Source organism: Shewanella sp. POL2 (genome assembly GCF_000282755.1).
GTDB classification, from domain to species: domain Bacteria; phylum Pseudomonadota; class Gammaproteobacteria; order Enterobacterales; family Shewanellaceae; genus Shewanella; species Shewanella xiamenensis.
The window spans coordinates 1-12,251 of record NZ_AKZL01000115.1 but is presented as its reverse complement, the minus strand read 5'-3'; the positions used below and the strand labels follow the sequence as shown (position 1 = coordinate 12,251).

Annotated in this window: 9 protein-coding genes and 2 pseudogenes; 5 read left to right on the top strand and 6 right to left on the bottom strand. The window is 49.9% G+C overall.

Translation table 11 applies throughout. From position 1 onward, the window contains the following. The 6 genes and pseudogenes from SHEWPOL2_RS20020 to SHEWPOL2_RS19995 form a co-directional block, all read right to left on the bottom strand. Positions 1 to 234 (bottom strand): annotated as a pseudogene (locus tag SHEWPOL2_RS20020) (4-hydroxybutyrate CoA-transferase); the annotation flags it as partial. Positions 235 to 544: 310 nt separating this feature from the next. Beyond that, complete coding sequence (locus SHEWPOL2_RS20015) at positions 545 to 1,666, bottom strand: ABC transporter permease (RefSeq protein ID WP_037431018.1); 1,122 nt, start codon at positions 1,664 to 1,666, stop codon at positions 545 to 547. Then, a complete protein-coding gene (locus tag SHEWPOL2_RS20010) occupies positions 1,656 to 2,597 on the bottom strand; it encodes an ABC transporter ATP-binding protein (RefSeq protein WP_050991415.1) in 942 nt (313 codons plus the stop codon). The genes SHEWPOL2_RS20015 and SHEWPOL2_RS20010 overlap by 11 nt, the downstream gene beginning before the upstream one ends. Before the next feature lie 95 nt (positions 2,598 to 2,692). Further along, on the bottom strand, positions 2,693 to 3,706 hold the full coding sequence (locus tag SHEWPOL2_RS20005; protein ID WP_037431016.1) for an HlyD family efflux transporter periplasmic adaptor subunit: 1,014 nt from the start codon (positions 3,704 to 3,706) through the stop codon (positions 2,693 to 2,695). Beyond that, complete coding sequence (locus tag SHEWPOL2_RS20000) at positions 3,706 to 4,404, bottom strand: TetR/AcrR family transcriptional regulator (protein WP_037431014.1); 699 nt, start codon at positions 4,402 to 4,404, stop codon at positions 3,706 to 3,708. Before SHEWPOL2_RS20000 ends, SHEWPOL2_RS20005 begins: the two co-directional genes overlap by 1 nt. 174 nt (positions 4,405 to 4,578) lie before the next feature. Further along, positions 4,579 to 4,926, bottom strand: coding sequence for a hypothetical protein (locus SHEWPOL2_RS19995; protein ID WP_037431024.1), 348 nt, complete (start codon positions 4,924 to 4,926; stop codon positions 4,579 to 4,581). Between the two features lie 490 nt (positions 4,927 to 5,416). On the opposite strand from SHEWPOL2_RS19995, the gene SHEWPOL2_RS19990 reads away from it, so the two are divergent. From SHEWPOL2_RS19990 to SHEWPOL2_RS19970, 5 genes and pseudogenes are all read left to right on the top strand, one after another. Further along, on the top strand, positions 5,417 to 6,274 hold the full coding sequence (locus SHEWPOL2_RS19990) for a hypothetical protein (protein WP_037431013.1): 858 nt from the start codon (positions 5,417 to 5,419) through the stop codon (positions 6,272 to 6,274). 10 nt (positions 6,275 to 6,284) lie between these two features. Then, the gene (locus SHEWPOL2_RS19985) at positions 6,285 to 7,616 is read left to right on the top strand and encodes a DUF4785 domain-containing protein (RefSeq protein WP_037431012.1); all 1,332 of its coding nucleotides are present in this window, start codon (positions 6,285 to 6,287) and stop codon (positions 7,614 to 7,616) included. Positions 7,617 to 7,989: 373 nt separating this feature from the next. Continuing rightward, the gene (locus tag SHEWPOL2_RS19980; RefSeq protein WP_037431010.1) at positions 7,990 to 11,241 is read left to right on the top strand and encodes a winged helix-turn-helix domain-containing protein; all 3,252 of its coding nucleotides are present in this window, start codon (positions 7,990 to 7,992) and stop codon (positions 11,239 to 11,241) included. Positions 11,242 to 11,260: 19 nt separating this feature from the next. Beyond that, on the top strand, positions 11,261 to 11,638 hold the full coding sequence (locus SHEWPOL2_RS19975) for a DP-EP family protein (RefSeq protein ID WP_037431008.1): 378 nt from the start codon (positions 11,261 to 11,263) through the stop codon (positions 11,636 to 11,638). A gap of 240 nt (positions 11,639 to 11,878) precedes the next feature. Then, a pseudogene (locus SHEWPOL2_RS19970) lies at positions 11,879 to 12,251 on the top strand (alpha-amylase family glycosyl hydrolase); the annotation flags it as partial.

Genomic DNA, 12,251 nt, shown 5'->3' with positions numbered 1-12,251 from the left:
CCCACCGAAAAAACAGCGATGGCGCAAATGCCCACGTAAATCGGGATGACTTAAGGATTCAGCACCTTCGGTATGTAACTGTAATAAGGTGAGATTTTCAAGGGTGAGCGCATGTTTTGCCAGCGCATCTAATAAGACTTTTGGAGTTGCGCCCATGGAATGGGTCCACAGGGTTTCGCCACTTTGGATCAGTGAAACCGCTTCGAGGGCACTTTGACACACAATCGCAGGCATACAGAATTCCTTCGCTAAGCTAAATCTCTATTCCTTTTGTGTATGATGCAACGTTGATACGCATCGCGCTGCTCAGCCGAATAGGCCTTCACATTCACTGAGCTGATAACCTCAGGTATCGATTTACACAAATCGGTCTGCATAAATCGCGCGAAGGGACACACTAAGCCATCACATAAAAGGAACATTTTGTTAGCAGCAGTGTAAGCGAGTTCTAAAGTAACTAACATCCATTTCAACTACTTAGTCCAAATCTTTACGCATAATTTGCGTTAAATCAAAACTCGCGCCTAAAGCGTGAGTCAGCCCCTTAATCCAGACGTTTGGAAAAGCGCAGGCTTGCCACCAGCAGCCCCAAGCAGGTAAAACCAATCATCCACAAGGCATCAAATTGCAAGTCACTCACCTCGGCATCCCGAAGCACAATCGCGCGGGACATGCGCATAAAGTGAGTCGCGGGTAACGCCTCGGCAATCCACTGCGCCGCTACGGGCATGGCCTCGTAGGGGAACATAAAGCCCGACAACAGAATCGACGGCAGCAGGATAAACACCGTCATCTGCATCGACTGCAACTGGGTTTTCGCTATGGTCGAAATCACTAGGCCTAAGGTCAAACTGGCGCAAATAAACAACATGGCCGCCAGCGCAATCGAGTCCAACCCACCGCGGATTGGCACGGCAAACAGCAAATGCCCAGCGGTAAGAATAATCGCCAATTGCACAAAGCCCACTAATACATAAGGGATGATTTTACCTAGCATTAGCTCGAGCGGCCTTACCGGCGTGGTGATTAAAAACTCCATATTTCCCTGCTCACGCTCGCGCACAATCGCGGCCGAGGTAAACATCACCATGGTCATAGTCAAAATCACCCCCAAGAGGCCGGGAACGATATTCACCACAGAACGCTGCTCAGGGTTAAAGTATTGCACCACCTCAAAACTGGGGGGATTCGATTTGACCGTCCTGCCCGCGATTTCATCGAACGGCATTTGCCTTAAACTGCGAATGGTGGAGGCGACCACGGTATCCGAGCCATCCACTAACCATTGCCCCACGGGCTCGGCAAAATAGGCCTGCCCCGCAAAGGCGGGATGCCGTACTAAACGCTCGTCGAGATCGGCGCCTAAATACAGCACGGCTTTCACTTCGCCCCGTGTGATGGCCGCATCCGCCTCGGCGGCGCTCAAATAGCGATGTTTAAAATCAACTACTTGGGTCGCTTCTACCGCCTTAACCAAGGCGCGGCTATAAGCTGAATCGCTTAAGTTCACTAAACCTGCGGGCAAATGGCGCGCATCGGTGTTGATGGCATAACCAAACAGCATTAACTGCACTAAGGGGATCATCACTATCATGCCGAAGGTCATGCGATCCCGCGATAACTGTCTGAGTTCTTTGACCACTACGGCCCAAATTCTACCTAGCATCTTGAGCCTCCACGGTCGTGGCCTCACTGCCGTTTGGCGGCGCCAGTTGGGCACGTCCGCCCGTGCAAGTCACAAACACATCCTCAAGGCTTGGGCGCACCTCGGTCAGTGCCCGCCCCGCTATCCTTGGGCTTAACCAAGCCAGCGGATCTGCAATCGAACTTTGCACTAAAACCCGTAAACGGCTGCCAATCTGCGCCGCCGATAACACGTTAGCGTCGCTTATGAGTGATTGTTTTAGTGTGCGTAAATCATCCCCCGACACTTCAATCACCCGCGCGCCCATGGCGGCCATTAATTGTTGCGGCGAGCCGTCGGCACGTTTTATCCCGCGCTCTAAAATCGCGAGACCATGGCAACGCTCGGCCTCATCCATATAGTGGGTCGAGACTAAAATCGTGGTGCCTTGGGCGCAGAGATCGAACAGTCGCTCCCAAAACTCGCGGCGATTTTCAGGGTCGACCGCCGACGTTGGCTCATCGAGAAATAACAGCTCGGGGTGATGCAAGGTCGCGGCGGCTAAGGCTAAACGTTGCTTTTGCCCACCACTCATGGAGCCCGCCATTTGCTTCTCGCGCCCCGCCAAATCGTACAGGCTTAATAACTCGGCTAAACGCGCCTTGGTTTGGCGACGATTTAACCCATAAATTTGCGCCACAAACTCGAGGTTTTCCCGCACCGACAGGTTGTCGTAGAGGGAGAATTTTTGCGTCATATAGCCAATGCGGCGGCGCAGTTTTTCCTCGGCGCCGGGCAAGGTTTCCCCCAGCACCCGAATATCCCCCGAGGTTGGGCTGAGCAGCCCAGTCAACATCCGAATAGAGGTCGATTTGCCGCAGCCATTAGGGCCTAAAAATCCATAAATGGTGCCCTTAGGGATCGCCAAATCGAGATCTTCGACCGCATTGATGCTGCCAAAAGCGCGGGTCATACCGCGGGTTTCGATAGCAAACTCAGTAGCCGCGGTAGATGTTTCTGCCGTAGATGTCCCAGCGACTGATATCCCTGCGAAAGCCTGTTGAGCACTCATGGCAGCTGTACCTCAAGGGCCATTCCCGTGGGTAAATCCTCTCCCTCTGGCGAAATATCAATATCGGTGAGATACATCAATCTCGCCCTATCGCGTTCATTTAAGGCATAAAAAGGGGTGTAAGCCGGTTGACTGCGAATATTACGCACTGTGCCTGCAATAGGCTGCGTGCGGCCATCGACAAGGATCTTCACTTGGCTACCCGCCTTGATCCTATCGAGCCAAGTCGCAGGCAGATACACCCGCACATAGGGATGCTCAATTGCTAATAAACCAATAAGTTGGCTCCCTGCGGCCACCCTATCACCCACCCGCCAAGGCAAGGTATCTACCACAGCGGGTTTCGCCGCCACTAGGCTTAAATCCTTGAGGGCTTTTTGCTCCTGTGCCACCGCAGCCATGGCCGCCTCGACTGCGGCTCTGGCTTGTTCGAGTTGCTCGCTGCGGGTGCCGTTTTGCAGCAGTCTTAAGCTCTGCTCGGCTTCGGCTTGCTTGGCAAGGCTGGTATCACGCGCCGCGCGCGCCGCATCTAAATCTGCTTGACTGAGCACCTTAGTCTTAAATAACCGCTGCGTACGCTCAAAACTCTGCTGCGCCTCTTTAACACTGGCATTGGCGCCATCAAGGGCGGCGCGTGCTTTATCTATGTCTTCCGAGCGAGCCCCCGTTACGGCTTCCGCCAGCTTTGCCTTGGCTTGCTTAAGCTCGGCCTGACGCTGGCTAAGGCGCGCCTGAGCGGCGGTGCTGTCAAGCTCAAGTAACACTTCCCCCGCCTGCACTTGCTGGCCTTCGACCACATTTATCCGCTTGATCAACTCCCCCACAGGGGCGGTGAGGGTTAACCTATCGCGCTCAACCGTACCCAGCACTCGGGGGGATTCATCGCCGCAGGCCGTCAATTGCAGCAACAGCGCCGCGACCAATAGACTCGTCACCAGCTTGCCCCATCTTTGGGGAGATAGTCGTTGCGCCTTAACCGACATCACAGCTAACCCATTAGATACACTCATCATTCACTCCTAGGTTCACGCAAAACGCCCTGAGTAAACACCTGTATATTGTGCAGTGCCAAACGTTGTAAATCCTCGGCATTGCTACTAAACAGGCCAAACTGACGCATTAAAACTGGGGGAGCGATCAGCGGAAACACCATCAAACTGATAAAACTCAGGCGCACTAAATTGGGATCTAGCCCTGCTTTGAGTAATCCAGCATTCACTAATGCCGACTCAACCCATTGGCGCGAGAGGGACAGAATTTGCTCAAACACCGACAACATGATCCGATAGGCCTCGGTGCCATCGCCTTCCTGCAACACACGCACGATTAATCGGGGTAATCCGGGATTAGGTGCCATCACCCGATAATAGATCTGCATCAGTTCGCCAATATCATTAGGTGCTTGAGCGCAGGAAATTTCACGCAAACGCGCAATCACAGGCTCGAGGGTTTCACGCACCATCTGCTCGAATAGCCCAGCCTTAGAGCCAAAGTAATAGCGGATAAGCGCCGCATCCACCTCGGCTTCACGGGCTATTTCACGGGTAGAAACAGTGGGATAACTGCGTTCACTAAAGAGCGTCACCGCAGCAGTGATCAACCGTTGACGTGCATCAGAGTTGCCTTTCGGGCGACCCGCAGCCATAGACTGCCCAGATTGGGCGGCAAAGGGAACCACACCTCTTGGACGACGAGGGATAAGCGACATAAGCCTCTCCGGCAGAATTCATCTATTGATGAATATACTGAAAAGCTGCTGGAAAAGGCAGCAGTTAAATTCCTCATTTTGATTAAAATTGAGGAATTTAACCTAAAAGCTTAAGCCTAAGATATCAGAGGTTTAAAACCATTCTTAAGGCTGGTATTTATCTTCGATGAAATCCTAAGCCCCTTTGACGATAGCGCTTAAACGCTCAATAAATTGCTGCACCGCCTCAATGGAATCAAAACTAAAGGCCAATCCATAGTGGGTTTCGTTAAGGCTCTTATGTAAGCGCTTGGGAAATCGCGTCATTTCCGCGCTGTGGTAATAGTCATATTTAGCATGCACGCCTGCTAAGGTGGTAAATTCACCCGAAAATACCTCAAACACGGGGCGAATAATCAGTTGCGGCGTTTTGCCATCCATATGCAGGTAAAAGGCTTCCTTAGTACCTGGCAGCATATATTCGGTAATACTCTTCACCGAAAAATTGCTACGGCAATTGAGTTCGGTTAAACAGCGGCTCATTTCCTGTTGTGTGATGGCCAAAGGTGCCTCCCAATAAGTGTGAAAACGCTATAGAACCAATAAAGATCCAAAACGTTAAAGTAAAAATAATTTTTGAGCCATCCCAGCCAATTCAAACGGCTAAATACGCTATACGTTTTATTAGCGTTTACTGATCAAGCAATTAGCTGTCGGTTAGGTCATATTAAAACAAAGTCAAAAGATTGTCGCTATGTCATTAAATTGTATAGCGAATTTTTGCTTGCCAGCCCCAAATGTTGCGACTAGGTTAATAAGCCAGAGTAAGAGTCTACCCTGTCCACCATAGCAAGGTCACTCAGCTTGTGAACTTTTACTCCCAGTGGTTTTACTGCGCAGCATTCCTTAAAACCAGCCTAAGATTGCCTTGCACCAGAGTGCAGCGATGTCAATCGACACAGACACCTGATTAATGTTCACGATTGCAATGCACTGTAAGGCCGCGCTCAATCACTAGAGATGAGAAACACCCATGAAGATAAAAAACACCTTAATGCTCTTGGGTCTGTTAGCTGTCAGCCCGGCGGTTTTTGCCGCAACAGGTATCGCCTTTGTTCACGGAACTGGAAAACAAACCAATGCGTTAGCCGACTATTGGACTTCGGAATTTGTTAACTCAGTGCGCCAAGGGATACCCGTCCCCAATAATTACACCGTGATTAACTGCGACTTCGACCAATATATGTGGGAAGAAGCCGCCGCGGGTTGCCTCGCCACTCAGCTCAATAGCTTTATTCAAGCGAAAAATATTGATGATTTAATCCTGCTCACCCACTCCAATGGCGGTAATGTGGTGCGCTGGATTTTATCCAACCCCACCTGGGACAGCCGTTATCCTGCGGTGATCAAAGCCACTTCAAGGGTTATTGCTCTTGCGCCATCGAGTGGCGGCACGCCGCTGGCCGATGCAGTCAATCAAGGCAATGTGTTCGAAACGACTCTAGGTTGGCTCTTAGGCTATGGCAGCAATGCGGTCAAACAGCAGCAAGTCGGCTGGATGGCAAACTACAACAACACTTGGCTCTATGGCACCTCGGGTCGCCCGAGTTTAGGTAAACCCTTCGAGGTGGTTGTCGGCTCGGATGTGGATTCCGCCATTTGGGACAGCGACAGCTACTGCGCTGGCTATCAATATCAGGTCGCCCTCGAAACCACCCAAAACTGGCTCGATAGCTGCTCCGACGGCTTCTTAAATTGCAGCTCCCAAAAAGCCGCAGGCACAGTCTGGTTCACCGATAAACAAAAGACCCGAGGCCAAGAACCGTTAAGCCATCAGCAGAGTCGCCGTGCCTGCTTTAACTTAGACACGCTGATCCGCAATCATATTTAAGGAGCTCACTATGCCACCTTTTACACTCCGCACCTTAAGCAAAGCGGCCAGCTTGGTCATATTAGCTAGCCTGCTCGGTGCCTGTCAGGATGAATCGCCCACGCCTGAGCCACAAAAAGAAGCCAGCCCAATGTATGCCAAGGGCTTAACCTTAGCCGCGCCGACGCAGAGCGACCTTGTCGATACTAATATCGCCTCGCCAACTCTCGCACCGATTAATACCAGTACCGATTACGTCAGCTTTATTACCCCGCTCTACGGCGAATACCAAGCCAGTCAACCCGTGCTTGAGCAGGCAAGCCAAAGTGATGAGTATTGGCTTAATGTCACCGGCGCCGAGCTAAATGCTGGCGTGCAGCTTAACTTGAGCCAAGCGGGCAGTTTAGTGCGGATTGCGCCCCGCGGCGATGTCAGCACAGGCGCCTTAATGCATGCCGATGCCGTAGCCCCTGAGCGAGTGCAAATTCAGCGGATAGGCCAAACGCCGCCGGGTAAAAACGCCAGCAGCCCACAAGCAACGGAATCCTTGGTTAAATCGCTGGTGAGCGCCGACGCCTTAGCCAGCGCAGGCTTAGCCGATGACTCCAGCGCGCTGCAAATGTCTGAAAAGGCAACGCCCGGAGCATATCGCCTACGAGTCAGCCAGCCCTTGGTCGCTAAGGCCAACTATCTGGTCAACGTGAAGGAAAAAGGTTCGCCCTATCAACTAAGCATCAAGGCGCCCAGCGCAATTGCGGCCGATGCCCAAACGGTTGGGGTAAAACTCGCCTTAAGCCAAAGCGACAATCAATTTGCGCCTCAGGCCAAACTCAAGCAAGCCGATGGCACAGAGCAAGCGCTGGCCATGGTGAAACAGGGGGATGAATGGCAGGCTTTAGTGCCCGCGGACTTGCCCCTCGCCAACAGCAATGCGGGGCTGAGTGAAATCGAAGTCACAGTCCAGACTCAAGTCGATGGCCGCCCAGTGCTGCGCACGGTGAAAACCGCATTTAAGTCCTATGTCAATTCCGCCAGCATCAAACCAGAAGTATTGACCATCTGGGATAAAGGCGTGCCAAATCAAGTCAACTTTGAGCTAACTGTCGCCGAGGCGGGACGCTTTGGTTTAAGTGGCGTGCTCACGGGCACCAACGCTAAGGGGCAAAAAGTCGCAATTATGCGCACCCAAGCGGCGACTTGGTTAACGCCCGAATCCCCCAAACTCAAGCTGATGTTTGACCCCAAACTTATCCAAGCCTCCGGTCTACAACCGCCCTTTGAACTCAACGAGCTAGAGCTGCAAGACCAAGGGCAAATGGCACGGTTAAGTTTTCAGGCCAACGCACTGGTGCTTACGCGCTAACTCAATTTAGCCTAACCTATTTCTCCCTTCCCAACCGCTTTGAGTGCCCACCTTGGGCACTCTTTTTTTACCCGTCATCCGAGTTAATGCAGCCAAGCCAAGCGTTTACCCAAGTGAAAGTGCAATTATCGCGCAATCCCCCAACCCTGTGACAACACATGGGTATCAGCACAACATGCTGTCACAATTTCAAGATAAAATTTACATTGATTATAAAAGCTTACTTCTTTTAAATAACAAGGAGTCTAGGCATAATGCCAATGTTTTGACGCAAAACCCCATAGCAACATATGCAAATGGAATATAAAAATAACAATGGCTAACGGCACCGCGATTCCTCCGCCTTAGTCGATGCTCAAGCAATGGAAATCCTATGAGTGACAGCACATTTTTTTTTGGTGAATGGCAAGTCAATCCCAGCACCAACAGCCTACTCCTTGGTAAACAAGTTAAACAACTTGAACCTAAGGCGATGGATGTGTTGTTATTTCTCTGCCAAAACGCCGGTGAAGTGGTCAGCAGCGACGAGATTGTCAGCCATTGCTGGCCGGGAGTCGACACGGGTGATAATCCACTGCACAAAATTATCAACCAGTTACGTCGCGCCTTAGGCGATAGTGCCACCGAATCCCGTTACATTGAGACCATTCGCAAACGTGGCTATCGCACCTTAGCCGAGGTTCGTTTTCCCGTCGGCCATGAGGCCAGCGCCACGCCACAAACTTGGCAAGGTGGTTCGCCGTTTCCAGGCCTGCAAGCCTACAGCGCCAACTATGCCGACGTGTTCTTCGGCCGTAGCGAACAAATTAGCACGTTGCTGAATCGCATTAGCCAGCAAATCCATTTTGGCCGCGCCTTCTGCTTAATTTTAGGCCCCAGTGGTAGCGGTAAATCCTCCTTAATTAATGCCGGCGTATTGCCTAACCTCATGACCGCCAATGGCTTTAATGGCGTTGGGGTTGTGGCCTATAGCAGCCTCGATTTTGCCGATGTCAGCAAGGGACAACTGCTTACCGATCTGGCCAGCGCCATGCTCGACTGGGAGCTAAACAACACCCCAGTCTTTGAGGGCATGAGCGCAGATACGCTTGCCGCCAAGCTTGAGCAAGATCCGCAAAGCATTGTCGAGATATGCAAACAAAGTCTTAAAAATCATGCTTATGCGACGCCACGCTTTGGCTTATTTATCGACCGATTAGAGGTGCTATTATCATCGCCGCTGTTTAGCGACGCCGAGCGCAGTGCCTTTATCGAGTTGTTAGAGCGCCTTGCCACTTCCCATGCGGTGTTGATTTTAAGTGCCTGTCGCAACGACTTTTATCCGTTGCTGGTCAATTACCCCAGTCTGATGGCAGGCAAAGCGCGCGGTGCCCATTTCGACTTAGCGCCGCCCACTCGCACCGAGCTGTTGCAAATGATCCGCCTACCAGCCGTTGCCGCCAATTTAACTTGGGACATTGACAGCGACACCGCCATGCCGCTCGATGAAATGCTCTGTAGCGATGCCGCCAGCAACCCAGATGCGCTGCCCATGTTGCAATACACCTTGCAGGCGCTGTATTTACAGCGCAGCGACGATGACAAACTATTAGTCTCTGTGTATCGCACCTTGGGCGGCATCGAAGGCGCTATCGGTAAAAATGCCGAGCAGGCCATCTCCCATTTAACCGAGGCCGAAAAAGCCAGTCTGCCGCGGATTTTGTCCCTATTAGTCACCCTGCGTGAGGATGAAAAATCCATCACCAGCCGCACCGCCCGCTGGTCGCAGTTGCAAAGCGCGGCCGAAACCGCCCTAGTGCAAGCGATGGTCGATAGCCGCTTATTTGTGTCCCATCTGCAAAATGGTGAACCCTGTTTTAGCATCGCCCACGAAGCCCTGCTGCGCCGCTGGCCAAGGGCGACGGCGTGGATCAGCGAACATAACGACAGCCTCAGTATTAAGAGCCGACTACAGCATTTATCCCAGCGCTGGCTCAGCGAAGCCAAACACAGCGCCTATTTGCTGGCCGAGGGTAAACCCTTAAAAGAGGCCCAAAGCCTTAGGCAAAACCCCTTGTTTGACTTAGACGAGCGGGAAACCGACTTTATTGCCGCCTCCAGCAAACGCGCCACTATGCTGCGCTGGACGAGGCGCATCACAGTCGCCCTGCTGTGCGTACTCACCTTAACCTCGGTCATTATGAGCGTTCGCAGTATCGAAGCCGAAAAGCTTGCCCAGCAAAAACGCCTCGCCGCCGAAGATCTGCTCGGGTTTATGGTGGGTGACTTCGCCGATAAGATGCGCGGCATCGGCCGAATGGATTTACTCGACGGCATCAGTAATAAGGCCTTGGAATATTTCACGGATTTCTCCAGCCAAGACGATGAGAAGTACTTAAGCTTCGACGCCCGCTTCCAGCATGGGCAAACCTTAGAGGCCATGGGCGAAGTCGCCTATTCACGCAATAAAATCGATGAAGCCCGCAGCGCCCTGCTCGCCGCGCAGGAAAAAATGCTGCCGCTGCTCGAATTGCAGCCAGACAACTTAGCCCTGCTAAAAACCTTGGGCGCTAATGCCTTTTGGTTGGGTCAGCTTAAATATGATGTGAGTGATTGGGCCGCATCGCGCCCGTTCTTCGAGCAGTACTTAGCCTATAGCCAAACCATGTATGCCCTAGCGCCAGAGGATAAAGATGCGCTGATGGAGCTGTCCTATGCCCATAACTCGCTGGGTTCTGTTTCCATAAACCAACAGGAATTTGCTAACGCGCAGCAAGATTTTGAGGAGTCATTACGATTAAAGCTATTGGCACTGGCCAAAGCCCCCGAAGATAGCCAACTGATTGCCGATGTGGCCGATACTCGTTCTTGGTTAGCCAGCGCAGCTGTATCACAAGGAGATATAAATACGGCTATCCAAATCCATGAGGAAATACAAAAAACCTTGGCAACCAAAAATCTTGAAAAACAACCTTATTTGCTCGATAGGCTCACAGGAAGTTATCAAAACATCGCCACACTTTTAAGTTATCAAGGTCGCCTAACAGAAGCGTTGAATAAAGCCTCTTTGGGACTTGCTACTATTGAGTTTGCATTTAAACAAGACCCTGAAAATGAGCGTTGGAAAAGATTAAAATATTATTCTTATTCACAACTTCTTGAATTAAGCACAAGTAAAAGCCAATATTTGGAAATTGAAAAATCAACTAACATCAATTTTGATGAAAAATCTTTATTGGTCAAGTCCTCAACATATAAAGATATCTCTGCAAAAATCTTCTTATCCGAAGCAAAACTCATGCTAAATATTGGGAACTTAAATGAGAGTTTGCGACATGCAAAATTAGCAACCGAATCATATAGAGAATTAGTAAACGATTTTAATCAAGAAATCACCTACATAGCAAACCTTGCTATAAGTGAGTTACTACAAGCTAGCATCTATAAAAAACTTGGCCAATCACCTTACAGCATCGAGTTATGTAAAAAGGTAAAACAACAAATAAAGCCTTTTACTGAAAAAAACAAAGACCCAATATTTATGATTTCCTATGCAAAATCGCTAGATTGTTTAGGGGAACTTGATACACATAAAGAACTTATTCTTTTTTTAGAAAAAAAAGATATTAAAAATATTCGATTCTAACCACAGAAGGAAAATAAACATGACGGCACCACAAGGCTTTGCACAATTTATTAAAGTGAATGTCACCATAGAAAATGGAGAACCTGTATTTATCTATACCGATGCAAACGGGCAGCAGTGCCCAGGTGATGTGACCATTACTCAAGCGGGTACTGTAACTTACCTGCTCAATGACCAAACCGGTAAAGGGCTAAAATTTGTCGGTGTAGGTTTTGTGACCCCGTTTGATGAAATTGTTGATGCAGTCACCATCAGCAGCGATGGTATGTTAGTGCAACTTGTTGACCTAGATAGAACCCCAGGCACCACTAAATTCCAATTTGTGTTGAGTAATACAACAAATACCTTACTTGTGTTAAGCCCAGATCCGCAAGTTATCAATCATCCTAAAAACTGAGGTCTACAGCCTAATTCGCTAAGATAGCTTGGGACAGCTAACCCTGTCCCTTTTTTACTAACCTAAGAAAAGCGAGGACAGCCATGTCTTTTTGTGCTTTATCCCCTCTTATACTAGCCTTACATTATCTTGATTGCGTCTGTTTGAAGTGAAGTTAGGGGACAGCCATGTCTTTTTGTGCTTTGTCCCCTCTTCTACTAGTCTTTAAATTATCTTCACCTTGTCTGTTTGGAGCGAGTCATGACCTCGGCCAGAAGAATGCTTATCGATGCCAATACAACACCCTTCTATCATGTGATTAATCGCTGTGTCAGAAGGGCTTTTTTGTGTGGTGAAGATAAACTCACTGGCCGCAGTTATGAGCATAGACGTGGCTGGATTATCGATAAAATCAAAGCATTATCCACCATCTTTTGTATCGACATTTGCGCCTATGCAGTGATGAACAACCATTACCATTTAGTGCTTAAAATTGATGTAGAGAAGGCCAAATCGTTAACGCAAAAAGATATTATCAGCCGCTGGTGCCAAATCACTAAAGGCCATACCATTGCCACTAAGTATATGAATGGTGATGCATTAATCGACGGCGAACGCATGTTACTCGATGGCT

Excerpts from the sequence above, each read along its gene's own strand:
- SHEWPOL2_RS19985 (WP_037431012.1), top strand. The coding sequence starts at position 6,285 with ATGCCACCTTTTACACTCCGCACCTTAAGCAAAGCGGCCAGCTTGGTC.
- SHEWPOL2_RS19975 (WP_037431008.1), top strand. The coding sequence starts at position 11,261 with ATGACGGCACCACAAGGCTTTGCACAATTTATTAAAGTGAATGTCACC.
- SHEWPOL2_RS20010 (WP_050991415.1), bottom strand. The coding sequence starts at position 2,597 with ATGACCCGCGCTTTTGGCAGCATCAATGCGGTCGAAGATCTCGATTTG.
- SHEWPOL2_RS19980 (WP_037431010.1), top strand. The coding sequence starts at position 7,990 with ATGAGTGACAGCACATTTTTTTTTGGTGAATGGCAAGTCAATCCCAGC.
- SHEWPOL2_RS20005 (WP_037431016.1), bottom strand. The coding sequence starts at position 3,706 with ATGAGTGTATCTAATGGGTTAGCTGTGATGTCGGTTAAGGCGCAACGA.
- SHEWPOL2_RS19995 (WP_037431024.1), bottom strand. The coding sequence starts at position 4,926 with ATGAGCCGCTGTTTAACCGAACTCAATTGCCGTAGCAATTTTTCGGTG.
- SHEWPOL2_RS20000 (WP_037431014.1), bottom strand. The coding sequence starts at position 4,404 with ATGTCGCTTATCCCTCGTCGTCCAAGAGGTGTGGTTCCCTTTGCCGCC.
- SHEWPOL2_RS19990 (WP_037431013.1), top strand. The coding sequence starts at position 5,417 with ATGAAGATAAAAAACACCTTAATGCTCTTGGGTCTGTTAGCTGTCAGC.
- SHEWPOL2_RS20015 (WP_037431018.1), bottom strand. The coding sequence starts at position 1,666 with ATGCTAGGTAGAATTTGGGCCGTAGTGGTCAAAGAACTCAGACAGTTA.